Origin of the sequence: Pedobacter sp. N23S346, from assembly GCF_048515415.1 — a bacterium.
Taxonomy (GTDB): Bacteria; Bacteroidota; Bacteroidia; order Sphingobacteriales; family Sphingobacteriaceae; genus Pedobacter.
Genome location: NZ_JBLYEE010000004.1, coordinates 18,144 through 42,734, shown reverse-complemented (window position 1 = coordinate 42,734; position 24,591 = coordinate 18,144). Strand labels below are relative to the sequence as shown.

Here is a 24,591-nt window from a genome sequence, read left to right as displayed (position 1 = left end):
TCATGTTGAAAAAAAATGTCTTTTTACTCTTACTTATCTCACTCTCCTTTTCCGTATTTGCACAAACAACCAAGAACTTCCGGTTTACACCAGAAAAGGCTTACAACGGAAAGCCAATAACGATCTGGTATAATCCGGCAGGTACCAGTTTAGCGGGTAAAAATGGCCTGAAGGCAATTGTTTATCAGTATATTAATTATAAGTGGGATGCTGTAGATTTAAAGTTTATAAAGGCAGATCAAGAATGGAAAGCCGATTTTAATGTTCCTGCCAATTGCGGCTTATTGGGGTTCAAATTTATAGCTGGTGATTCGGTAGACAATAACCAGAACCTGGGTTATTTTATAATGATGAACGATAAAGACAGAGCAGGAGCGATGGCTCCCGGCGCTTATGCCGGCTGGGGTTTAGCACGTTCTCCAAAATATGGAAAAGATATTCCAGGATATATTAACTTCAAAGGGGTAAGCGATACCGCAACCTATCATTGGTTAAATCAGGAAATTTCTTACAATCAAAATTCAAAGCCAGTATTGGCGCTAGATTATGCTATTGCGCTCAAGGCATTTATGGGCAATGCAGCAACACCAAAATTAGTATTGGCTTGTAAATATTTAACAAGACCAGATGCAACGGAAGCCGATTTGCTCAAAGCCAGATACATCTATCAAAACCTGATGGGTAAAAAAGAAGCAACAGATTCAGTTACCAAAGTGTTAACCACCAGGTTTCCAAAAGGTAGCTTGGCGCGCCTGGCTGCTTATAGAAGTATCTCCCAAAACAGAGATCTCGATTCCGTGATAACTGCCTCGGCAAGATTTCTTCAGGCTTTTCCAGAATATAAGGCAGATGCGCAATTTGATTTAGAAAACCGCATTAATTATGGGGTGGTTTATCAAAATCTGATGGTTTTCGGTGCTTTGAAAAATTCATCAACTGATTATGTAGCTAAATATGCAGATTCTGTGGCTTACAATATGCTTACTTCAATCTACTATAAATTGGTTGGCATAGCCTATCACAGAAAAGAAGGTGATATGAAGAAGGTAGCCACGTATTCAGATTTACTTGTTCGCAGATATGAATCCTTTAAGCAAAACCGTCCGGAAAGTATGAGTTATCTCTCACCATCTGAGTGGCAAAAGGAATACAGGAAAAATTTTATATCAAGTATAGCTGCAGACCATATTGGCTTGTTAAATCAAAGCGGTAAATATGCCTTGGCATTAAAGTATGCAGAAGATGCACAATCAGAACTTAATTATAGCAAAGCCGATATCAATAATGAGCAGGCATTAAGTTTAAAGAAATTAAATAAAACAGAAGCACTAGAGGATTTACTGGTTAAAAGCATGTTCAATAACCAGAGTTCACCAGAGATGTTAGCCATGTTAAAAGAAGTTTATGTTCGTAAGCATAAATCTGAAGAAGGCTTTGATGCTTATGCCGATTCGCTTAAGAATCCGGCAGATAAAGTGAAGGAAAATGAAGAAATTAAGTCAACCATGATAAAAAGGGAGATGCCTTCCTGGAGCATGAAAGATCTAAATGGGAAAACAGTTAACTCAGCAGATCTTAAGGGTAAGGTTGTTATTCTTGATTTTTGGGCAACCTGGTGTGTGCCTTGTAAAGCCTCCTTTCCGGGAATGAAAATCGCCGTAGAGAAGTATAAAAATGATCCAAATGTAGTCTTCTATTTCGTAGACACTGAAGAGCGTGGTGATACGTATAAAGCAGAGAATGCTAAATTTATTAAGGATAATAATTATCCGTTTAATGTGCTTTTCGATAATAAAACGACGGGCTCAAAAACGAATTCTGAAGTGTATAACCAGATCTGTAAGTTAACGGAGAATTCCGGTATCCCACAAAAATTAATTATAGATAAGAACGGGTTTTTAAGATTTGTTTCTATTGGTTTTAAAGGAAGTGCTACTGGTTTAGCAGATGAAATGTCTGCTTTGATTGAAATGACTAAAACTGCTGAATAATTATGAAGAGGATCACATTATTACTGATCGGTGTTATGGGTTTGCTGAACGCAAGCCAGGCACAAAAATTTTTGAATACGGAGGTAACCTTTAAATCTCCCGATGACAAAATTACCTATGGAGGAACACTTTCTCTACCAGAAGGTAATAAAAAGTACCCCGCTGTGGTTATGGTTTCGGGTACTGGCCGGCAGGATAGAGATGGTTTAATGGCCGGGCATAAAATATTTCTGGATGTTGCTAATGCGCTCGCCACGAATGGATATGCAGTATTGAGACTGGATGATAGAGGAGTTGGATCTACTACTGGTGTTTATGAAACTGCCACTACAGCAGATTTTGCAAAGGATGCGTTACTGGCGGTTCAATATCTTAAAGGCGTTAAGCAAATTAATACAAAGAAAATAGGCTTAATTGGCCACAGTGAGGGTGGTGCAGCTATGGCTATTGCAGCAGTAGAAAGTAAAGATGTTAGTTTTCTAATCAGCCTTTCTGGGATAGCCATGAATGGTTTTGATGCATTGGTTTCGCAAAACGAAAAGATCGTTGCCGAATCTAAATTACCCGATTACGATAAGGCCCGCTCTAATGAAATTAACAAACTCATGTTTGAAACGGCTTTTAAATATGCCGATTCTGCTAATATGGAAGCAAAGCTAAACGAAACCTATACCACCTGGAAGGTAAAGGATGATGCTTACTTTAAAACTCTGAATATTGAGTTTGATCATTTTAGATTTCCGGTTTACAGCTATGTAAATTATGCTATCGGCCCTTGGTACAGGTACTTTATTAAATACGATGCACAGCTTACGCTGGCAAAAATTAAAGTTCCGGTGTTGGCTATAAATGGAGATAAAGACAATTATGTTGTAGCCTCTAATTTAAATAACTGGAAGAACTATATCACAGCCGGAGGCAATAAAAAGGTAGAAACCCATTTGCTAGAAAATGTAAACCATCTTTTGCTTCCTTGTCAAACTTGCAATCAGGCTGAAATTCCAAATATCAAAAGTTCAGTATCACCTGAGGCAATAAACATCATTCTTACCTGGTTAAAGAAAACAATTAAATAATGAAAAAAGTAACAATTTTATTTTTCCTCATCGGTTTGATGAGCTTAAGCGCAAGTAGCCAGATTCTTAAACCAATTACGTGGTCTTATGCCGCTAAAAGAACAAGTGCAACTACGGCTACACTTTATATTAAAGCAACTATAGATGATGGATGGCATCTTTATTCGCAATTTGTTAAGGCTGGCGGCCCGGTAAAAACAACTTTCACATTTCCTGCCGCAGGCGGCTACACACTTGTTGGTAAAACAATAGAGCCAAAACCTGTTGTTAAGTATGAAGATACCTTCAAAATGAATGTGAGTTATTTTGAACACAGTGTTATTTTTCAGCAAAAGATAAAACTTACCGGGAAGAGTGCTACTGTGAAGGGAACGGTAGAATCGATGGTTTGCAACGATAAACAATGCTTGCCACCAGAGGAAATAGCGTTTAGCATTGCGGTTAAATAATCCTGAAAAGATGATGATATCTTTAAAAAAGACGGTTCTTGGTGTGCTCTTTGCCTGTTCATTATGTTTAAGCAGCTTTGCCCAGGATAGTGTATCAACAGATGATTTACAATTTACCGAAATCCCTGCAGATGCCGTAGACACTACCACCATTGCGGTAGATACCACGGTAAAACAAGCAACGGCTTCTTCATCGGTAAAGCAACAACCAGCAACTGCTGCCAGCAACAATGAAGGTAGCTTTTGGGAGATCTTTCTAACAGGTTTTGTAGGTGGATTTGCGGCATTGCTTATGCCCTGTATTTTCCCAATGCTGCCCCTAACCGTAAGCTTTTTTACCAAGGGAGCAGAGAAGGGTAAGGCTTTTAGCAGGGCTTCGCTCTATGGTTTCTTTATCATAGTAATTTACGTAGTGCTTGGACTGTTGGTTACCGTAATATTTGGTGCAGATGCATTGAATAGTTTATCAACAAATGGAATTTTTAATTTCCTGTTTTTTCTATTGTTAGTGGTTTTTGCGGCTTCGTTTTTTGGTGCCTTTGAGCTTACCTTACCTTCATCATGGGTAAATAAAATGGATGCCAATGCAGATAAAGGTGGTATTGCTGGTCTGTTTTTTATGGCCGGCACACTGGCTTTGGTATCCTTCTCCTGTACAGGGCCAATTATTGGCACCTTGTTGGTTCAGGCGGCAACTACCGGAGCGCTTTTGGGCCCAGCCGTTGGCATGTTCGGCTTTTCTTTAGCATTAGCCATTCCATTTGCGCTCTTTGCATTATTTCCCTCGGTAATGAGCAAGTTGCCAAAATCAGGAGGTTGGCTAAATAGTGTTAAAGTGGTTTTAGGTTTTCTGGAACTGGCTTTTGCCCTTAAGTTTTTAAGTAATGTAGATTTAGCCTATCACTGGGAGTGGTTCGATCGAGAAATTTTCTTAGCCTTATGGATCGTGATTTTTACCATGATGGGGATTTATCTGTTCGGTAAAATCAGGTTTTCACATGATAGTGAAGTAGCTTTTATCTCTGTGCCAAGGCTTTTTATGGCAATAGTGGTGCTGGCTTTTACGGTATACCTGGTTCCCGGCATGTGGGGGGCACCATTAAAATCGGTGTCGGCATTTTTACCACCACAAGAAACACAAGACTTTGATTTATATACGGCAAGTTTAATAGGCGGTTCTATTAATTCCGTTAATACAGCAGATACCGTTCCGCATAAGTATGCAGATAAGTTTCAGGCACCGTTAAAACTGAATGCCTATTTTGATTATCAAGAAGGAATTGAACAGGCAAAAAAACTTAATAAACCTGTATTAATTGATTTTACCGGACATGCCTGCGTTAACTGCCGTAAAATGGAAGCCAATGTATGGCCAGATCAAGAGGTGTATAAACTGATCAGTCAGGATTATGTACTCATACAACTTTATGTGGATGATAAATCTGAACTGGCTGCGGCCGATGTGGTGGTTACTCCTGAAGGAAGAAAATTAAATACGATTGGTAAAAAGTGGAGTGATCTGCAAGCCAGAAAATTCCAGTCTAACTCACAACCTTTTTATGTGCTGTTAAACCCGAAAACTGAAACCATGCTGGTAACTCCGCAAGGGGCAGATTATGAAGTTTCTAACTATAAAAAATTCTTAGAAAGTGGGCTGGCGGCCTTTAAGGCTAAATAGCAGCGCATGTTAACCGATTAAATTAGAGTAAGTTAGTGATTGATTTTAGGGTAATGCTGGATGGATTACCCTAAATTACTAAAATTGATTATGCCTTTTATTTTTAATAAAATGTGTTTTCTTATCCTACATCAAGATCGGATAAACTAAAACATCGCAATTTTATCATCTCAAAGAGATCATAAACTTAAAAAAAATGTCAAAAATTCTTAGTGTTATATCAAGCCCAAGGGGTGAAGCTTCAAATAGTATCAAACTGGCTAATGCAATTATCGATGAGTTAAGAGCACAAGATCCAGCAGCAGTTGTAGAGGTAAAAGATTTAACTAAATCGCCTTTTCCACATTTAGAGGAAGCGCATTTAAATGCATTTTTTACGCCGATAGAACACCATACTGAAGAAAATAAAGCTGCGATTAGTCACTCCAATCAGGCAATCAAAGAAATTATGGATGCTGATGTAATTGTTATCGGCGCGCCAATGTACAATTTCGGTATTCCTTCAGTGTTAAAAGCATGGTTTGATCATATTGGTCGTGCAGGTATCACTTTTAAGTATGGCGCCAATGGTCCGGAAGGATTAGTAACAGGAAAAAAAGCATACATCGCTGTGGCAACAGGTGGTGTTTACAGCTCAGGCCCTGCAGCAGGTTACGATTTCGTAGTGCCTTATATCAAAGCCTTTTTAGGTTTCATCGGAATTACCGATGTAACGGTGGTTAGGGCAGAAGGTTTTGCAGTAGCAGATTTACAGGAAACCGCATTAGATAAAGCGATTGATAGTATTGTTTTATAAATAAGCACTGATTCGAATAAAAGGCCATCTCGAAAAACGAGGTGGCTTTTTGTTTTTAGGGAAATTCATCTATTGTTTGTTTCTCACCAATGCTATTAATTTAATGAATTTTTAACCACAGATAAACACGGATTTTAGATCTTTGTCCATCCTTCTTATCTGTGGTTAATGTTATAGATCGATCTGCTATTCTTCCGCATTTAAAGATTTATACCATTCATCGCAATCTGCCAACCAATCATAAATCATTTTATATGCATAGGTAATTTCATTAGAAAAGTTTAAGGTTGCGCCTTCAAAACCTTCATCCTGATAGATGTAAGCATCTAATCCAAAAAATAATAAATCATTAAGATGATCTATATCAAAGCTATTAACAGATGAGATTTGATAAATAAGCTTTTCTGTATAGCGTTGAAGCGATGCTTCATTGGTTAAATCTTTTGTTTTAGCAATCAGGTTGATGGTGTTGCGTACATGGTACAGCGTGTTAGAAATATCAATAGGCGCATGTTTTCCTGTAGAAGGATCTGGCCCTATGGCGGCACTAATTAATTCAATCAGTATCCGGTTAATCTCCGCTAAACTATTGACCTGAAAATAATCTGCAATAAGTTTTTGAAATTCTTTTACAGCTACTACCTGATCAGGGAGCTGAGTGTTTAAGTTTTTACCGTTGTCGTTTCGCATAACATTGTTAAAAAGTTCCTGGGTGCTGCGAAACAACAACTAACTCTTTACAGAGAAAATTTAAGATACGGCTCCAAACCGCTCACCCAGGAATATTATAAATAAATTTAATTGATTTTGGAACTCTGTTTTTAAGTAAAATTATATTAGTTATTATTTCGCAATGGCAATGTAGTAACTATAACTTAAAGCACAAAATAATTCAGCAGAATGATCAATAATTCATGGCCAGTTTTGTGAAATAAAACAGATTGACGAGGTAATATTAAGATCCTGTTTATCTGTGTTTAATACTTTTCATCTATCAATTGGTGAGGCAACAACCATCATGTTAAATTGATGTTTCGCATAACATGGTTAAAAAGTTCCTGGGCGCTGCAGAACAACAACTAACTCTTTACAGAGATTAATGTAAGATACGGCTCCAAACCGCTCACCCAGGAATATTATCTAATAACTCTGATTGATGCCAGAGCTTCGGATTTTAAATCCGTTTAACTTTTACTTCGCCTGGACAAGGTAAATACAAAAATCTAATCCACTAAATAATTATACAAAATGATTCATCTATCGGCTGGTGAGACACCAATGCTATTAGTTTAATGAATTTTTAACCACAGATCTTTATATCTGTGTCCATTCCTTCTATTGGTTGGTGTCTTATCAACCTAAAAACTTATATCTATAAATTCAGGGTTAACAGATTGACTAGATAAGACTTAGGACGATGGTGAGGCACCAACCATTAGGTTGAAATTCCAAAATTCGAATTTTAGGATGATCGCTTGCAAATATTAAAGAACATAATGAGCGATTCTTTTTAAGAAACCAGCTTCATTGCTTACAAAGTGAACTCCGAAACAAATTTCCGAGAAACAAAAAATTGTTTCCTGAAGAAATGTTTCGCTTTGGAATGGCGTAATTTTATTTATGGCGCTGTGTCTAATTCAGCTTTTACAAATTATTAGCGCTTGCAAGATTTTTTTTGTAAAAGCTTGCCAACCCCCAGTAATCCAGTGGATAATATCGATGATGCGGGTTGATGATTTTCCATTATGTGTTGTAGAAAAAGACAACACATTGCCCAGAAATTACACATCATTTCAATTTATGATCTGTAGTATAAGTATTACTAATATTCTTTGTAAGAAAAATACAAATATTTTCTGCAGAAAAATCTGCGTTTGAATACCTTTTAGCGAGCATTTATAAAGCACTTGTATTTGTTAGTGCTTATAAATGAGTTAAATACAGCATCATTGGCTTAATATTTGGTTGGCGTTTGAGGTAACACATACAATCATAACCAAATTATTTATTAATAATTTTTAACGCTCAACCCATTCAATTTCAGTTAAATGATTTAAACAGCAAACCTGAGAATGGGTTTAAATTCAATCTTGTGAACATGCTAAGCCATATGGAAAACAAACTCATTACCGAAATTAACATAGAAGATCAGGCAATACATCATTTTGCCTCATTTAGTTTACAGCAGGCGTTTAACAGTCACCATTATTTTGAGCTGCGGTTTAACCACGATCAGATGGGAGCGCCAGGGCTGATTAACCTGGATGATAGTCGCGATTTTGTTGGCAAAAGCCTAACCGCCTCCTTTGGTTATTCACCAGAACTGCTCCAGCAATTTTCTGGTTTGATTACCCGCGTAGAACTGGCACAAAGCCATGGCTACCATGGGGTATTAATAGTAAGTGGCTACAGCCCAACTATTTTAATAGATCGTGGCGAAGACCTTGGTTCTTACCTGGATAAAGATTTAAATGAAATTGTAAAGCTGGCCACCATTGATACCCCGGCCAACGATTTAAAAATAGTAGCAAACGCCAGTCGTACATCAAGCATAGATTACCTGATCCAGTATAAGGAAAGTGATTGGGAATTTTTGAACCGACTATCTGGCGAATACCACGAATGGCTATATTACGATGGCCAGCAACTCAATTTCGGAAAGCCAGATGTGCAGAAGGATATTGCCTTGTTTTATGGTAGAGATGTACATAATTTGCAATATGCCATGGAAGTGGCGCCACTTAAAAACAAACGTTTTGCCTATAACCCTAAACAGGATGAAATGTTGCAAAGCGAAAGCAGTGGCAAGGCAGATGGCAACCCCGATCTGGCACATGCCATCAAAGCTTCCAATTTAATGTACAGCAAAACCTTTAACCAGCCTTCGCTGATTAGGGTAGATAATGGCGGCGACATTAAAAGCCATGTAGAAAATGAAGAGAAGGCTCACATCAGCGAATTACTAAAAGTAAATGCCAGCGGCGATAATGCTGGATTGGGCATTGGTACCATCGCAGAAATTACCATGAGCATCAGGCAGGAAATTGCCTTCGCAACAGAAAGCCTGGGCCAGTTTTTAATTACCAGCATCACCCATAACCTGGATGGAACGGGAAAATACCACAATACTTTCGAAGGAGTAGTAGCCAGTACCGAACGGTTATTGGTCACGAATTATGATAAACCTAATCCGGATATGCAGCTGGCCGATGTGATCGACAATGATGACCCCCAAGGCCAGGGCCGGATTAAAGTGAAATTTAAATGGGAATGCCATACCAATGATGTAACCGAATGGCTGCGGGTGCTGAGTCCGAATGCGGGGAGTGGCGATACGGGTAAAAACCGTGGCTTCCATGTAATCCCGGAGAAGGGAGATCAGGTAGTAATTGCCTTTGAAGAAGGCAACGTAGCCCGGCCCGTGGTAATGGGTAGCGTTTACCATGGCAAGAGCGGCGATAGCAGCGGCTTTAAAAATAGTAACACCAAGGGTTTAACCTCCAGAAAAGGCAGTGCCTTAACTTTCGATGATTTGAACCACGCCCTGAATATGGGCACCAGTGCGGCCAACTTTCTCAATATCAAAAACGGCCAGGCTTTACTCACCGCACAGGCGGGAAATAAAATCGTGATCCAAAGTGGCAAAAGTACCATCACCCTGGACAAGGAAGGGAATATTGCCATCAGTGGCGAGAACATCAGCATCAATGGGCGGGCAAGTATTGATATTCAGTCGCCAAAAATTACCATGGGTAATCTGGCCCCGGCAGAAGGTGCTACACCAGAACAAACAGCAGCTGCTACCAAAACTTTAGATCTTAAAGGCGAAGTAATTACCGTTGAAGGGAAAGACCTGGTAGATGCCAAAGCCAAGGCCATGAACCTTGCTGCCACTGAAAACGATTTCACCATAGACGGTCAAAAAAACTTAACCATAGGCGTTACCGCAACAGCCTCTTTAAATGGTGGCAAGGTAGAAATTAATAAAAGCTAAGCCATGCTGTACAAAGAAACATATCCAATCAATTTTGGATTAAAAGAAGGCGCTTCGAAGGTTTACCAGATCGAACAGCAAATGAGCTATACGGTTGAAGATTACCAATACCACAATGAAATTAAAACAGAGGTAAGGGTTACGGTAGCGCAGAAAACGGCTTTAAGCTATGTATTTTCCATCCAGCTACTAAACCAGTGGCAGCTCAAAAATGATGGGGCCGATGCGGTAGACCTTAGCCTGGCCGAATTGCGGAAGAAATTGCTGATAGAAACAGATCTGCAAGGCAAAATTCAACAAGTGATCAACCTACCTGAAATTAAGGATCATTGGCTTGAAATCAGACCTGCAATAGCTAAAAAATATGCAGATCAAGAACAGCTTAAAGAAATGATCAACGATGCGGTATTACTGCTTTATACCGATGGAGGATTAAACGGCGCAATCCAATCATCCTATCTTTATCACGCCATATTGCCAGGATTACTGGAACAAAATTTTAGCAAAGAGCGTCATTATACTTTTAACAGCCACCGCGAAATACCCAATGCTATCGGCCAAACGGCCATCCCCTTTAAAACAAAGGTTTCGCTGACTGATTACAATGAAGAACAACGTAGCTGCACGATCAAAATAGATGGCGAGATAGATCGCGAAAATTTTGATCAGGATGGCGTAACCGAAATGTTTAGCGAACTGCTGGATGTGTATAACCTCGATGCCCATGTAGAAGGTTTTCATTTAGAAAACTATACCTACGGTAGCGATGGTATGCCCATGGAATCTTCACAGCTAACGCAATATGCCATAGAGGGCGTATTGATGTACCGTAATCTTTGTATTCTAACACCATTAAACGATTAGCCATGGCCAAAAAATATGTTCCAAATGGTGCCTACCTGGTTTGCGATAAAGGGCTTGGTTATGGGAAACTAAAGGTTACCAACCATAAAAATGTTCGCCTGTATGGCAAACAAATGGCTACCGAGGGCGATAAAGTGCCTATGGTTAATATTCCCTGCCTGGGTATTTGTTCCATTACCAAAAGCAAGTGCCAGCCCATCCCTTTGTTATGGCAAGGTGTACAACAGGGGATTACCATTGGCCCTTACCGCAAACTGCTCGAAGATTCGAAATTGCCCTGCGGCCTGGGTGGAAAAATTGGTATTCATTTTAGTGTGCCCGCTGCCTTGGCAGCTATTGAGGCGAATGTTACGGCGATGAGGCAGCGTGACATGAAAAGCCTCGGCGCAAAGGTTGATGACTGGTTTCAGAAGGGTTTTGATGATCAGGAAAAAGCCAATAACAAAATAGGTGGTCTCTACGGTAAATACGCCAACTTTAAATTGGGCGTAAATGAAGGGATATATGGCGGCGTGAAAGGCATTGGTGAAGGGTTAGTGTTTTTAAAAGAGATGGGTGATAAGGCCAGAGGTGCCGCCTTACATGCGGTAACGCACCCCACGGAAACAGCTGGCAAAGTAAAGGATGCTGCTGTAGCGACCAAGAATGCAGTAAGCGGTGCCGCCGATTGGGTAAGCACGCCCGGCAATGTAAAGAAAGTGGTAAGTGATGTTGGGCAGGCGCACATAAATGCCTATAATTGGGCAACCACACCTGGCAACCTAGAAAGTGCGGGTAAAGCTGCCATCACTAAAACGGGTGAAGGGTTGAAGCAAGCAAAAGACTGGGCATCAAAGCAAAGCCCACGCGATTGGGGCAGGTATACGGGACGTACCGGGTTCGAAGTGGGTCTCATGTTTACGGGCGTTGGCGAAGCCAAGGCTGTGGTAAGTGGTGCAGAGGTGGCTAATATTGCGGCTAAAACTGGTGAGGGTGCCAACATTTTGGCTAAAACTGCCGAAGCGGCAAGGGCAGCAAAAATAGCGGAAGAGGCTAATGCTGCTGCAAAAGCATTGGAGGCTGCCGAAGCTGCAGAAAAGGCTAAAAAGGCAAGGACGTTAGGGGAAGTAGTATCGGCAAAAGCAAAGAAGCCTAAACTAATAGCAGGTACTGTTGAACATAAAGCGGCGAGGTGGACTGAATATGAAGAACGGATGAAAAATAACCCAAAGAAATGGAGTTATGAAAGGTGGAGTAAGCAGTATGATACAAACATGAGAAATCCTAAAGTCGGTTTAGCAAGAGAGGCTGTTTATAGGAAGGAGCTTGGAGGGGTAAGCGAAACAGTTAAAACTCCACATACATACAGGCAAATAGATATTTCAAGACCAGATGAAATGTATGCGGGTCAACTAAAGACAGGTAAAGTTAGTTTGACAAAACAAGCAAAAATTGATATCGTAAAAGACGCGGAAATGGTTAAGCAAGGATATCAAGTGGAATATATATTGGAGAAAGGCGCTTCGAAACCCTTTATAGAAGCACTTGAAAAGGCAGGGATTGACTATCATATTGGACCTAAAATACCTTAAAATAAAACAGAATTATGAGTTTGAAAAATTTAACGGAAGAAGAATTAGAAGAGAAATTTGAAATGTTTATTTTCAACATCGACGATTGCTTGGAACAATTTATCGAAAAGACGGAGGGAAAAAACATCCTTTTAGACTATTCAGTGCCGAGCCTAAAATTATTGGAGAATTATCTAGTTGAAAATAAAATTACGATAAATGATGATGATTACAACGATGCTGCGTCATATTTAGGAGAAGTTATTCGGCGAAATTATGAAGGAAAATGGATATGTAATTTAGATAAGGAAAACAATTCCTTATACTATGGTTTTCCCGTGATTACAAAGCATGTCAACTATGATATTCTATATTCTCCTTTTCATGTTGTAAAAGCATTTCTTTTACGCCACAAAGAAAATTTATTTATTACATCCATTGAGAGTCAGCTTAATCCTCAAAAAATAGATTTATCTGATTTACCCGATGAGGATTAATTTACAAAAAGAAACTTAATGACAGTTGATGAAATTTATACATCAATAGCACGTGTAATCTTGATGCTATAAACATTGATGATTGGCAAAAAGCCCAATTAGAATTAGAAATTGTAGGTGAACATCAAGGTGGAATTTATGGCAGTGGAGCACCGTCTAGAGAAATATTTAAATATACTTATATTATGAGTAATTTTAGATTTTTAGAACAGTTCAAAGTAATTGATGTCAATCAGGAGAGTGCATTGGATCATAAACTATATTCAGAAAATTTGTCAGATATTGCAATTTCAGAGAATAAATTAGGTTTTCCGCTTCCAAAAGAACTAAAAGATTTTTATACGCAAATTGGATACGGTTTTTTTTGGCAGCTAAATAAAACCAGTTTTGATAGGTTTCTTGCCGCAGATCAGGTTGTGCAAATAAACCTTAAGGAAGATTTTTACGAGTTCGACCCTGATTTGGAATTATATGACCAACTATATCATGGTGATAAATTACTATTTTTCGAGGTAAACGAAGGTGTTTATTTAGCCATTGATAAAAAAGATGTAAATGGTAAGAATGCAATTTATTATTTTAGAGATAAAATAGCAGATTCGCTTGAATCGTTTATAAAAGATTTTATTAATAACGAGAATTTATTAAAGGATTTTAGCCAATAATAAATAAGAGAACGTTATAGATTTAAATTATACACAAAAGCCCTCTTTTTTCGAGGGCTTTTGTGTATAATCCTTTTCTTTAATAGGAAAGTTTACTACCAACATAGAAAATGCTGCGAAGGCCGGCACACAGTAAGCCCAAAAAAGTTTAATTAAGGCGAAAGACTGGGCAGCGAAATAAAACCCACGCGATTGGGGAAGATATACGGGACATACAGGGTTTGTGAAGTGGGGTTAATGTTTACAGGCGTTGGCGAAGCTAAAGCTGTGAGTCGAAGCGGCAAGGGCAGCTAAAGCGGCAGAAGAAGATAAAAAGGCAAGGACGCTTGGAGAGGTGGTATCAGCAAAAGCAAAGAAACCAAAACTAATAGCAGGTACTGTTGAGCATAAAGCGGCGAGGTGGGAAGCTTATAAAAAAGAGGTGGTAAGTGGGAGTATGATCGTTGGAGTAAACAATATGATACAAACATGCAAAATGTGAAGTTTGGATTGGAGCAAGAACAAAGATATCGTGATGAGTTCAGTGGTGTCAGTGAGACATTAAAAACGCAATACACAAATCGTCAAATTGACATTAGTCGACCAGATGAATTATATGCTGGTCAACTGAAAACAGGAAAGATGAGCTTAACTGAACAGGCTAAAATTGATATTAAGAAGGATGCATGGTTAGTGAAAGAAGAATATACGGTTGAATATATTCTCGAAAAAGGAGCTTCTAAAAATTTCCTCAATGCTTTGGATAAAGCAGGGATAAAATATAAAATAGGCAATCAATTACCTAAGTATTAAATAAAATGAAAAATCTAAACAAAGAAGAAGAAGAAGAGAAACTTCAGCATTTTATATTTTCTATAGACGACCGTATGGAAAATTTTGTAGACAAGTTGTCAAAAGAGGGTTACGAGCTAGACTATAGTTTATCCAGCCTAGACGAATTGGAAAGATACATGATTAAAGAACAAATTGATAACTCTGACGAAAACTTAGAAATTAGGACAGATTGCTGGATTTATTTAGGAGAAGTTTTTCGAATTCAGTCTAAAAAGGCTATATGGGAAGTTAGTTTGAATAAAGAAAATACTGCTAATCATGGTTTGTATGTATTAAAGGGCCATAGTGATAAAGGATTGGAATTTGTTCCAATCAGATATATTAAAGCTTTTATTTTGAAAAAAAAGATAGGCCTTTTGAAAAGTGTTTTTACAAATCATCTTAGCCCTTTAGAATTAAACCTAGATGAATTTCCAACTGAAGAAGAACCCAAAAAAAATAAAAACAGATGGAATTTATTAGATGATTCTGAAAATTAGTTAAAAAGCAGCGCCAGCTGCTTTTTTCATTTATCTCATTTTCTAAAATTGATGAAGCCTACAAAGCCTTTTGCAAACGAAAAGGTACAGCTGCCCGGAGTAAAGAAGAATGGTTTAGGGGTAAGAACGGTCGAGGAGGGTATGAAAATACACTAAAAGGAAAAATGGGCGAATACCAGGCTGATTAGTTTATGGCCAGCAAAGGGTATACAAAATTAAACCATAACGGCGAACTGATAGATCCACTCACTAAGGCAAAAGGAAAGGGAATAGATGGGATCTGGCATGACCCCGGGCCCCCGCCAAAGTATATCGTTAGCGAAACGAAATATGGCTCTAGTAAATTAGGAAAAGAGCAACTGAGTGATCAATGGATTAATAAAAATTTAAAAGATGCTGTTAGTGAAAAAGATTTAAATGCTATCCAAAAAGCACTAGATAAAGGTACATCAGAAAAGCAACTGTTAAAAGTGGATGATAAAGGTAAAGTCATCACAGAAATAATAACTAAGAAATAAAATGAAAAAGAGAGAGCCATTAATGAGTGAAGAGCACTTTGAAGGATGGATTACTTCAAGAACTGATCATATAAAAGAATATTTAGATGAAATAGATGATTTTAAAAATATTAGCTCGGCATATTATACAATTTATTTAGACTGCAAAGATTTAATCAATTCTAAGTATTCGGCAGGTTATCTTGTAGAACAAATGAGAGATGATGTGCAACATGCTTTAAACTGGCTTATAAGAAACAAAGAGCATCCTGACAATAGCGGAATTTTTTTTGATGTTTTAGATTTTTATGTCGATTATTTACAACTGTATGCATTAGGTGTTATTTTTAACATAGAAAAGCAAATCCTTCAAAAATTACTGACGCTTATTGGCCATGATGGAGAAGATGCTTTATTAGATAAACTTGCACTTTCAGTTCTTCCAGATAGAAAACAAGGAAATACACTGCAGCATCCCAAAGCCTACCAGTCACTTTTCGATGCTATTAATGCCACAAAAGAGGAGCAGTCCAAGTTGATGCAAAAATTTTTAAAAGGTTGGTATAAAAGCATGCGGAAATGTAGTTGGCACGATAGGCATTTAGGGCAAGGTAAATATGCCTTTACTGGTTACTGGTGCTGGGAAGCGGCTATGGCTACCATATTATATGAAATCGATGATAGCAGTTACCGCGATATGCCCTTTTATCCTAAAGACATGGTAGAATACGCGAGGCAACAAAAATTGTAGAACATAGGCCTGATTTTGATGCAGCAAAGAAATAAAATGAAAAAGCGTGAGCCATTAATGACTGTAGAACATTTTGAAGACAGAATTTCAAGTAGAACAAATCATATTAAAGAATATGAAACTGAGCTCCAAGATTTCGATGATTTAAGTGGTCCATATTATACATTATATATGGACAATTTAAAACTTCTAACTTCTAAATATTCGGCAGGTTTTCAGGTAGATGAATTAAAAGATAATGCAAATCAAACTATAAATTGGTTTATCAAAAACAAACAGCATCCAAAAAGTGATAATGTTGTTTTTGATGATTTAGATTTTTATCTTGATTATATACACCTTTATTCATTAGGAATAATTTTTAATATAGATAAAAAAATATTAGATACTTTATTAAATCTAATTGGCAATGAAGGAAAAGATGCCTTGCTAGACCAATTAGCACTATATGTTCAGCCAAATAGAGAACAAGGTAACAAACTACAACATCCCAAAGCCTACCAACCTCTTTTTGATACTATTATGGCTCCAAAAGATGATAAGCCAAAGCTAATGCAGAAATTTTTAAAAGGATGGTATAAAAGCATGCGCAAATGTAGTTGGCATGATATACACTTAAGCCCAGGTAAATATAACTTTAACGGTTACTGGTGTTGGGAGGCTGCCATGGTTACCCTATTATATGACATGGATGATAGCAGTTACCGCGATATGCCTTTTTACCCGAAAGATATGGTTGATTATGCGAGGCAACATAAACAATAATTGATATGGCAGATTTTGATCAAGAAGAGCGGTTGGCTTATTTAAAAGAAAAAGTAGATAACCTTAACGCAACCCTATCTCCCTTAATGGGAATGGCAGAAACTTTGGGCGTTAAATTCGATTTTAGTCTCGAAAGCCTGGATTACCTGGAGCTGATCTTAATGAAGATTAATCCTGATTTCAATGATCCGGAACATAGCGGGCTTTACGAAGACAGCTGGATTTACTTAGGCGAAACTTACCGAAGGATTCTCAATGGCAAATGGAGCATTGCCGATGATGAAGAATATTATAAGGAAAGCCACAACGGTTTGCCGATGATTACCGATTTTGATTCTTATAATTCTGAGCTTTTCCCGATGATTATTATTGATGTTTTTATGGAAAGGAGAACACCACAATTAATGCGGCAACAGGTAGCGCAATACTTATAACCACATACCTATTTAGAAATCATTTGATAAAGATTTGGTAGCCCTTTTTTAAACCAATCCGGAATTTGTTCATCCTTTAAAGGAGTATATCCACCTGCTTTAGAAATGTGGCAAACTGGAAGTATAGCATCGGAGGTGTCCAACACTTCAATGGTATCAAATATTTTATAGTTCTTTTCCAGCATTTCCATGTTGCCGTAGAAGTTGTTTCCGATATCTAGCGGGGTAACGTGGAAGCCACTTTTTTCACTCTAATTTCAACCCTTTGAATAGATTTGATCACTTCTTTTAATCCGCAGAATATTAGATGAATATCGAATCCAGCTTCTTTAAAATCAGCTGGCGTTTGCCATGCGCCTTGGCCAGTGAAATGTCCCTCATAGGCAAAATGGGCTTTATTCGCAATATGGTAAGCTACAAGCTGTCTGAAATGGAATTCTAGGGCTTCGTTTGCTTGTTTTTTAGCTTCCTTACTGCTTCCATGAACTTTATAGAATTCTCGACTTTTTTGTGTGTAAAAGATATCCCCATCAAAAATATGTAGGTTGTTAAAATCAGGAGGTAGTAAGGCTTGTTTAAGAGTTGATTTTCCTGCACCATTACTTCCTGTAATAATGAAAAGTTGGGGTTTAGCGGATGATGGCATTATTTTTCCTTAATGCCTTAGTCTCCGAACTGGTTAACACTCTAATAAGTTTACGTGGAATTTCAATATTATTTTTGTCCAAACGTTCAACACTTATTCGGCCATCAGGATACTCATAGAAAGCTTCATCCTCTTCAAGTTGCTCGCCGAAAATAAGGAAACAATGCCCACTGCCCAGGTCGTCCTTTCTTAGATTTTTGATTACCCGCTCTAAGGTTTTGATGCGATCCTCGTATTTGGGGTGGGTGATGGAATTGACTAGTTCTACATCTCCAAAAAGCTGGCCCTGTATATAATGCTCGCGTTTCATATTACAAAAATATTCATTTTAAATCATTGATAACAATTTATGCATATTTTTTGATTTTATTATATAATTGAAAATCACATGGCGAATCTGGATCATAGAACGATTGACATCTTAGGATAGAGAATCTATATTGCTATTAAATTTGTTAAGAATTGCCCTTGCTGGTGTAGGAGTGCCTATTTATAAACAAAAAAAGAAGACCATCACTAAAAATGCTATTATAAGAAAAGTAAATACTTTGCATGAAGTATGGTTCCTAAACTATTTATTGATCTCAGGAAAGAAATGGAAGGAGGTTGTTTTGTGAAGACAGGATTGGAAACCTACCAGGCTTATTGCAACAGAAAGAGTACTGCTGCCTGGAGCTAGAGCAATGCTCTAAGAGTAGAAATGGGCATGGTAGATATGGAAATATATTAAAAGGGAAGATGAATAAATACAAGACCTGTCATTTTATGGCCAGCAGAGGGTGTAAAAAGTTAAACCATGACGGAGAACTGATAGATACACTTTTACTGGTAAACTAACCACCCGAAATGCCCGCTAAACGCATTCGATCAAAATCCGGGGATGATTGGCTATTTTATGACTAGCCATTTGAATGCATTTTAAGTTAATCGGAATTACATTTGTTTTTTAACACCTTGGTGGGCGAATTTAAGGGTAAAGTGGCAAACCAAATCAATCTTATTTAATAGGGTAGAATCTATAATTGCAGCATTTGCCAGATCCATTTTAAGCCCTGATGGATTGTTCTGAATTTTTAAAAACTATCATGCCTTAGAAAAAACATGTATATTCGTTTTGGCCAAATATCATCCGCTTTTGCAATGTTGTCAAACCTTAAGATTTTTTTTCTTTCCGTTATTTTCCTTGTATTTAATCTTAGCCTATCCAGGGCTCAAACTTTATTCGGTTCCATCAAATATCTTGGCGTAGAAAATGGGCTATCGAACAATGTAGTCAACTCACTCTATATGGATCATTTTGGTTTCATGTGGATGGGTACTTACGATGGCTTAAATCGGTATGATGGTTATAACTTTAAAATTTTTAGAAACGGCTGGGGAGATAAAGGTAATTTAGTGAATAACCACATCACGGTGTTAAATGGCGATCTTCAGAACCGGGTTTGGGTAGGTACACAAAAGGGCATTTCCTATTATGATTATGCCGATTCTAAATTCCATCCCTTACAATACACAGAAAATAAAAGGAAAACCGAGGTTAGTTATGCCATTAATGCCATCACCGTGGGTCAAACTGCCGTTTACTTTGCAACCGATGAGAAAGGTTTATTTGTATTAAAAAACAAGAAAAAGCTGGCAGAACGGATTTCCTATAAAGGGAATAAAGATTTCAGCGTTAAGGCCATTTGTGCAGGTGGAGATAAGTTTGTTTGGCTTTTTATAAAAGATGTTGGTTTGTGCCAATTGGATGTAAAAACCAGGCACATTAAGCTAATAAATGCAGGAATCCGGCTGGTAACCAATATGGTTAAAGGCAAGGGCGAAGCGCTTTGGGTGGGCACAGAACGTGGGCTCTACCTTTATCAAACAGACCTAAAGAAACTAGAGAAGTGCAGTCAGTTTTCTGGAAACGAAAATATCATGAGCCTGACACTGGATCGTGAGCAGAAGCTTTGGATAGCAACAGACGGTGGAGGAATAATCGTTTACGATGTGGCGAATAAGGCAGTAAATTATCTGTCGGCAGGTAAAGAAAAGAATCTACTCAGCAGCAATTCGGTGGCGCAGGTTTACGAAGATAAAGAATCGAGAAAATGGATAGCTACATTGCGTGGCGGCGTAAACATCATCGATCCAGAGCAGGGCCAGTTCAAAACCATCAAACACAATTCGCATGAATCCAGTTCGCTCATTAATAATTTTGTCCTTTCTTTTAGTGAAGATAAAAACCATAACATTTGGATCGGGACAGATGGAGGTGGTTTAAGTGTTTGGAACAGAAGGAATGACACCTTTACCAATTATGCCAAAAGCAGTCGGCCGGGCGCTTTAGCCAGTAACTTTGTAACCAGTATTTTAAACGATGCAGATAACAACATCTGGGTAGCCACCTTTAGTGGGGGAATTGATCGGTTCGATCAATCGACGGGAAATTTCATTCACTACCCTTGTTATGATGCTGTTAAAGGCGTTAATGAAGAAAACCTTTGGAAACTTTATCAGGATAAACAGAAAAATATCTGGGCGGGTACCACAAAAGGGGGGGCGCTCTACCGCTACAATAAAGCCCTGGATAAATTCGAACTTTTTGATCATCAGCTTAAAAATATTCACACGCTTTTTCAAGATAGTAAAGGACGATTGTGGGGTGGGAATTATAGTCAGTTAATTCAGATTGATCCGATAGGTAAAAAACACAAGTATGTGAAAATTAATGCAGCCATTCGGGCCATTCAGGAAGCCGCTGACCATAAAATTTGGATTGGTACCGAAGGCGGAGGTTTACTGCTTTTCGATCCGCGAACAACCAACATGAAGCGTTACGTAGAGGGCGACGGTTTGCCGAGTAATTCTATTTTAAATATTTTAAAAGATAAAGAAGGGAATTTATGGTCGAGTACCTACAATGGCTTATCCCGGTTTGATGTGAAACACCAGACATTTAAAAATTATTTTGCCAACGATGGATTACAAAGCAATCAGTTTAACTATAATGCCGCGCTAAAATTATCAAATGGCGATTTTCTTTTTGGTGGGATTGGTGGTTTCAACCTCTTTTCGCCAGATAGCATCAGGAAAAATAGGCGGGTTCCTAAAATCAGGCTTACGGATTTTAAAGTAAATAATATCTCGCTAGATCAAGATTCCAATTACCAGAATATTTCGGTGGTTAACCTGGAGCAAATTTCCATCCCATATCAATCGGCAGTTATTTCAGTAAACTATGCCGCTATCGAATTTTCTTTTCAGGATCAGATTTCTTACGCTTATTACCTGGAAGGTTGGGATCGGAATTGGAATTATGTAAACAAATTAAGTACGGCATATTATTCTCGCCTGGATGAAGGAACGTATAAGTTGCACATTAAAAGTACCGATACAGAAGGGGTTTGGAGTAGCCATGAAAAAGTGGTAACCATTATCATTTTGCCGCCCTGGTACCGAACCTGGTGGGCATATGCCATTTATCTCCTCATTGGATCATCGTTATTTTATCTTTTCCAAATGTATCGCAACCGCCAGCACCGGTTAAAACATGAAATTGAAATCACCAACCTGAAAATGGAACGTGAAAAGGATTTGAATGAAAAAAAACTGAACTTTTTTACCAATATTTCTCACGAGTTGAGAACGCCATTAACGCTAATTGTAAACCCGATTAAAGATATTCTCAATAAAAAAGAACCTGGAACGGAGAAAGATAACCTCAACGTGGTGTACCGGAATTCGAGGAGATTGTTAAGCCTGGTAGATCAGCTGCTGCTTTTTAGAAAAACAGAAAGTGAAAATGACGCACTGAAAATTGTGCAGATTAACCTGTATAATTTTGCGAAAGAGATTTTCTTGTGCTTTAATTACCTGGCAAAAAACAATGATATCGACTATACCTTCGAATGTGAGGAAACAGAACTGATGATCTATGGAGATAAGGATAAGATAGAAATCGTACTGTTCAATCTGTTATCTAATGCCCTCAAATTTACGCCGAAGGGTGGTTTTGTATCGTTGGCTATTCGAAGTGCTAATGGAGGTGTTAAAATTGAAGTAAGCGACAGCGGACCGGGAATTCCGGCAGGGATTGGAGAAAAATTATTCGATAAATTTTATAAGGTAATGTCTAATGAATCTCTTAAAATGGGTTTTGGAATCGGCCTTTATCTCGCCAAAAATTTCGTAGAATTGCATCATGGGAAGATTTCTTTTGTCTCAAATCCTGGTGCCGGAACAGTATTCTCCATCGAACTTCCGGTAGGAGAGGCTAATGTTAATGAAGAAGCAGTTGCTTTTCAAAACGAATTAACCTATGTAAACGAGCTGATTGCCCAGGAGCAGGAAGATTCTGAAAAAAATACCAGCGAAAGTATAGGAAACCTGGAATTGCTGATCTCAGATCTCCACACCATTTTAATTGTTGATGATAATCAGGAAATTATCGATTACATCAGCAAAATTTTTAAAGAAAACTTTAGAATTTACACGGCTGATAATGGATTGGAAGGACTTAGGCTTTGTAAAGAATACCTGCCGGATATCGTTATTTCTGATGTAAATATGGATGGCTTGAATGGAATAGAACTCTGTAGGGCCGTAAAAGAAGATTCTGCATTAAGCCATATTCCGGTGATTCTGCTCACTGGCGATCCGAGCGCGGAGGTGAAGTTAAAAGGGATCGAAGTGGGTGCTTATGATTTCATCAGTAAACCGTTTGATAAAGAACTTTTTACTGCGAAAATTAATGGCATCATTAGAAACAGAACCAATCTTCAGTCTTATTTTTATAACGAAATCACCCTGAAATCTGACGCCCATAAAGTGTCGCAAGATGATAAAGGCTTTTTGCAGAAGTGTATTACCATTATAGAAGAGAACCTGATGGAAAATAGTTTTAATGTTAAGATTCTGGCTTCTGATTTGGGAATGAGCCATTCGAATCTGTATAAAAAAATTAAAGCTACTTCGGGCCAGTCTGTTAATGGTTTTATCCGTTTTATCAGATTACGCAAGGCTGCAGAATTACTGATCAATACAAATCTGAACATTAATGAGGCGGCGTTTCGGGTAGGAATAAATGATATTAAATATTTCAGGGAGCAATTTCAGAAGCTTTTTAAGCTCACCCCATCAGAGTTTATTAAGAAACATCGGAAAAGCTTTCACAAGTATTATAACATCAATGCTACAGTGTAGAGGGGCTAATATTAATATGTCCCCCCTAAAGTGTGATTTAACCCCCCGTCTAAAACATTAAAAATTCGGTACTTCGAATATTAACCAAATGATAAAAATCGAGCAGCTTAAACTCCAAATGCAATTCCTAATTAAAAGTATCATTTTTAGCACAATTTTCAGTTTGCTAACGGTATGTTGTATGGCACAACAAAGCGGGTTAAGTACCATTGCTCAAAATGGTTGGTCAAATAATTCGGTAAATACGGTCATTTTTAGAAAAAACTCATTGGTCACTTTTAAAGATATTCAGTATGCCGCTTATTACGACCGCGACGAATATCTGGTGCTGGCCAAAAGAAAACTCAATTCCAATACCTGGGAAACTTTGAAAAGTAATTATAAAGGTGATGCCGCCGATGCCCATAAATCGATTAGTATTATGGTGGATGGGAAAGGGATTTTGCACGTGGCCTGGAGCCAGCACAATAACAACTTAAATTATGCACATTCCATTACAAGTGGCAGTTTAATGTTAAGCGAAAAGAAATCGATGTTGGCCGAGCGGGAGAACAAAGTAAGTTATCCGGAATTTTATAAGCTGGCTAACGGAGATCTATTATTTCTTTACCGCGATGGCGGATCAGGTAATGGAAACTTAATGATTAACCGTTACTCGCTCAACACAAAAAAATGGAGCAGAATCCAGAATAACCTGATCGATGGAGAAGGGAAAAGAAATGCTTACTGGCAGGTTGCAATTGATCTGGCTGGCATAATTCACATTTCGTGGGTATGGCGTGAAAGTCCGGATGTGGCCAGTAACCATGATTTATGCTATGCAAAATCTGCAGATGGTGGCGTGACCTGGCAAAAGTCTGACGGACAAAAATACCAGCTTCCCATTAATGCGGAGAATGCAGAATACGCCTTAAAAATCCCACAAAAAAGTGAGCTGATCAACCAAACTTCTATGTTTGCAGATGCTACCGGAAAAGTATTTATTGCCAGTTACTGGCGTGATGAGCATGATCAAATACCGCAATATCACCTGGTTTATAAAACCAACGGAAATTGGCAGGTAAATAACCTGAATTTTAGAAAAACAGCATTTAGCTTAAGTGGTGGTGGCACCAAGCGAATTCCAATTGCCAGACCACAGATTATTGTTTGGAAAGCCGCCGGAAATTATGCTGCGGGCTTAATTTTTAGAGATGAAGAGCGGGGTGGAAAAGCCTCTATCGCATTAAGCAATAATATTCAGTCAAATAATTGGAACATTAAAGATTTAACAGAGAAGAGTGTTGGCGATTGGGAGCCAAGTTACGATACCGAACTGTGGAAAAATAGAAAAGTGTTAAGTTTGTTTTTGCAGGAAGTGAAGCAAATTGATGGCGAAGGAAAAGCAAATCAGCCACCTACAGCCATTCAGGTATTGAATTGGAAACCAAAAAATTAA

22 protein-coding genes are annotated in these 24,591 nt (G+C 38.2%); 18 read left to right on the top strand and 4 right to left on the bottom strand.

From position 1 onward, the window contains the following. Positions 1 to 2: 2 nt before the first annotated feature. The 5 genes from ACN1CD_RS09120 (at position 3) to ACN1CD_RS09100 (ending at position 5,990) form a co-directional block, all read left to right on the top strand. On the top strand, positions 3 to 1,991 hold the full coding sequence (locus tag ACN1CD_RS09120) for a TlpA family protein disulfide reductase (protein ID WP_419130081.1): 1,989 nt from the start codon (positions 3 to 5) through the stop codon (positions 1,989 to 1,991). A 2-nt stretch (positions 1,992 to 1,993) separates the two neighbouring features. Then, positions 1,994 to 3,067 carry an alpha/beta hydrolase family protein gene (locus ACN1CD_RS09115; protein ID WP_419130080.1) on the top strand — a complete coding sequence of 358 codons (1,074 nt, stop codon included), beginning with the start codon at positions 1,994 to 1,996 and terminating at the stop codon, positions 3,065 to 3,067. Next, positions 3,067 to 3,516 (top strand): protein-disulfide reductase DsbD N-terminal domain-containing protein, encoded by a 450-nt coding sequence (locus tag ACN1CD_RS09110; protein WP_419130079.1) that lies wholly within the window; start codon positions 3,067 to 3,069, stop codon positions 3,514 to 3,516. The genes ACN1CD_RS09115 and ACN1CD_RS09110 overlap by 1 nt, the downstream gene beginning before the upstream one ends. Positions 3,517 to 3,526: 10 nt before the next feature. Further along, positions 3,527 to 5,194 carry a protein-disulfide reductase DsbD family protein gene (locus ACN1CD_RS09105; protein ID WP_419130078.1) on the top strand — a complete coding sequence of 556 codons (1,668 nt, stop codon included), beginning with the start codon at positions 3,527 to 3,529 and terminating at the stop codon, positions 5,192 to 5,194. A 196-nt stretch (positions 5,195 to 5,390) separates the two neighbouring features. Further along, positions 5,391 to 5,990, top strand: a complete 600-nt coding sequence (locus ACN1CD_RS09100; protein WP_419130077.1) for an FMN-dependent NADH-azoreductase — start codon at positions 5,391 to 5,393, stop codon at positions 5,988 to 5,990. 186 nt (positions 5,991 to 6,176) lie between these two features. Here the strand turns inward: ACN1CD_RS09100 and ACN1CD_RS09095 are convergent, their stop codons facing one another. Beyond that, positions 6,177 to 6,680 carry a hypothetical protein gene (locus ACN1CD_RS09095; protein ID WP_419130076.1) on the bottom strand — a complete coding sequence of 168 codons (504 nt, stop codon included), beginning with the start codon at positions 6,678 to 6,680 and terminating at the stop codon, positions 6,177 to 6,179. Between the two features lie 1,420 nt (positions 6,681 to 8,100). Here ACN1CD_RS09095 and ACN1CD_RS09090 point away from each other — a divergent pair. From ACN1CD_RS09090 to ACN1CD_RS09040, 11 genes are all read left to right on the top strand, one after another. Next, complete coding sequence (locus ACN1CD_RS09090) at positions 8,101 to 9,984, top strand: type VI secretion system Vgr family protein (protein ID WP_419130075.1); 1,884 nt, start codon at positions 8,101 to 8,103, stop codon at positions 9,982 to 9,984. A gap of 3 nt (positions 9,985 to 9,987) precedes the next feature. Continuing rightward, positions 9,988 to 10,848 (top strand): hypothetical protein, encoded by an 861-nt coding sequence (locus tag ACN1CD_RS09085; protein WP_419130074.1) that lies wholly within the window; start codon positions 9,988 to 9,990, stop codon positions 10,846 to 10,848. Positions 10,849 to 10,850: 2 nt separating this feature from the next. Further along, entirely contained in the window at positions 10,851 to 12,419 is a 1,569-nt protein-coding gene (locus ACN1CD_RS09080) for a DUF4280 domain-containing protein (RefSeq protein ID WP_419130073.1), read from the top strand. A 14-nt stretch (positions 12,420 to 12,433) separates the two neighbouring features. Next, positions 12,434 to 12,895, top strand: a complete 462-nt coding sequence (locus tag ACN1CD_RS09075) for a hypothetical protein (protein WP_419130072.1) — start codon at positions 12,434 to 12,436, stop codon at positions 12,893 to 12,895. 185 nt (positions 12,896 to 13,080) lie between these two features. Then, positions 13,081 to 13,560, top strand: a complete 480-nt coding sequence (locus ACN1CD_RS09070; protein WP_419130071.1) for an SMI1/KNR4 family protein — start codon at positions 13,081 to 13,083, stop codon at positions 13,558 to 13,560. A 468-nt stretch (positions 13,561 to 14,028) separates the two neighbouring features. Beyond that, positions 14,029 to 14,352, top strand: coding sequence for a hypothetical protein (locus ACN1CD_RS09065; protein ID WP_419130070.1), 324 nt, complete (start codon positions 14,029 to 14,031; stop codon positions 14,350 to 14,352). Between the two features lie 5 nt (positions 14,353 to 14,357). Next, a complete protein-coding gene (locus ACN1CD_RS09060) occupies positions 14,358 to 14,873 on the top strand; it encodes a hypothetical protein (protein ID WP_419130069.1) in 516 nt (171 codons plus the stop codon). Between the two features lie 191 nt (positions 14,874 to 15,064). Then, positions 15,065 to 15,391, top strand: a complete 327-nt coding sequence (locus tag ACN1CD_RS09055; protein ID WP_419130068.1) for a hypothetical protein — start codon at positions 15,065 to 15,067, stop codon at positions 15,389 to 15,391. A 1-nt stretch (position 15,392) separates the two neighbouring features. Continuing rightward, positions 15,393 to 16,121, top strand: coding sequence for a PoNe immunity protein domain-containing protein (locus ACN1CD_RS09050; RefSeq protein ID WP_419130067.1), 729 nt, complete (start codon positions 15,393 to 15,395; stop codon positions 16,119 to 16,121). A 36-nt stretch (positions 16,122 to 16,157) separates the two neighbouring features. Beyond that, the gene (locus ACN1CD_RS09045) at positions 16,158 to 16,886 is read left to right on the top strand and encodes a PoNe immunity protein domain-containing protein (RefSeq protein ID WP_419130066.1); all 729 of its coding nucleotides are present in this window, start codon (positions 16,158 to 16,160) and stop codon (positions 16,884 to 16,886) included. A 5-nt stretch (positions 16,887 to 16,891) separates the two neighbouring features. Beyond that, positions 16,892 to 17,320 (top strand): hypothetical protein, encoded by a 429-nt coding sequence (locus ACN1CD_RS09040; RefSeq protein WP_419130065.1) that lies wholly within the window; start codon positions 16,892 to 16,894, stop codon positions 17,318 to 17,320. Positions 17,321 to 17,328: 8 nt separating this feature from the next. Here the strand turns inward: ACN1CD_RS09040 and ACN1CD_RS09035 are convergent, their stop codons facing one another. Genes ACN1CD_RS09035 through ACN1CD_RS09025 form a run of 3 tightly spaced genes read right to left on the bottom strand, consistent with a single transcriptional unit; the run spans position 17,329 to position 18,276 of the window. Further along, positions 17,329 to 17,511: a hypothetical protein gene (locus ACN1CD_RS09035; protein WP_419130064.1), complete on the bottom strand. Its 183-nt coding sequence runs from the start codon at positions 17,509 to 17,511 to the stop codon at positions 17,329 to 17,331. A gap of 26 nt (positions 17,512 to 17,537) precedes the next feature. Next, positions 17,538 to 17,966: a zeta toxin family protein gene (locus ACN1CD_RS09030; protein ID WP_419130063.1), complete on the bottom strand. Its 429-nt coding sequence runs from the start codon at positions 17,964 to 17,966 to the stop codon at positions 17,538 to 17,540. After that, complete coding sequence (locus ACN1CD_RS09025) at positions 17,950 to 18,276, bottom strand: hypothetical protein (protein ID WP_419130062.1); 327 nt, start codon at positions 18,274 to 18,276, stop codon at positions 17,950 to 17,952. The genes ACN1CD_RS09030 and ACN1CD_RS09025 overlap by 17 nt, the downstream gene beginning before the upstream one ends. Positions 18,277 to 19,067: 791 nt before the next feature. On the opposite strand from ACN1CD_RS09025, the gene ACN1CD_RS09020 reads away from it, so the two are divergent. Together ACN1CD_RS09020 and ACN1CD_RS09015 are read left to right on the top strand one after the other, a co-directional pair. Then, on the top strand, positions 19,068 to 23,153 hold the full coding sequence (locus ACN1CD_RS09020; RefSeq protein WP_419130061.1) for a hybrid sensor histidine kinase/response regulator transcription factor: 4,086 nt from the start codon (positions 19,068 to 19,070) through the stop codon (positions 23,151 to 23,153). Between the two features lie 181 nt (positions 23,154 to 23,334). Further along, positions 23,335 to 24,591, top strand: a complete 1,257-nt coding sequence (locus ACN1CD_RS09015) for a BNR repeat-containing protein (RefSeq protein WP_419130060.1) — start codon at positions 23,335 to 23,337, stop codon at positions 24,589 to 24,591.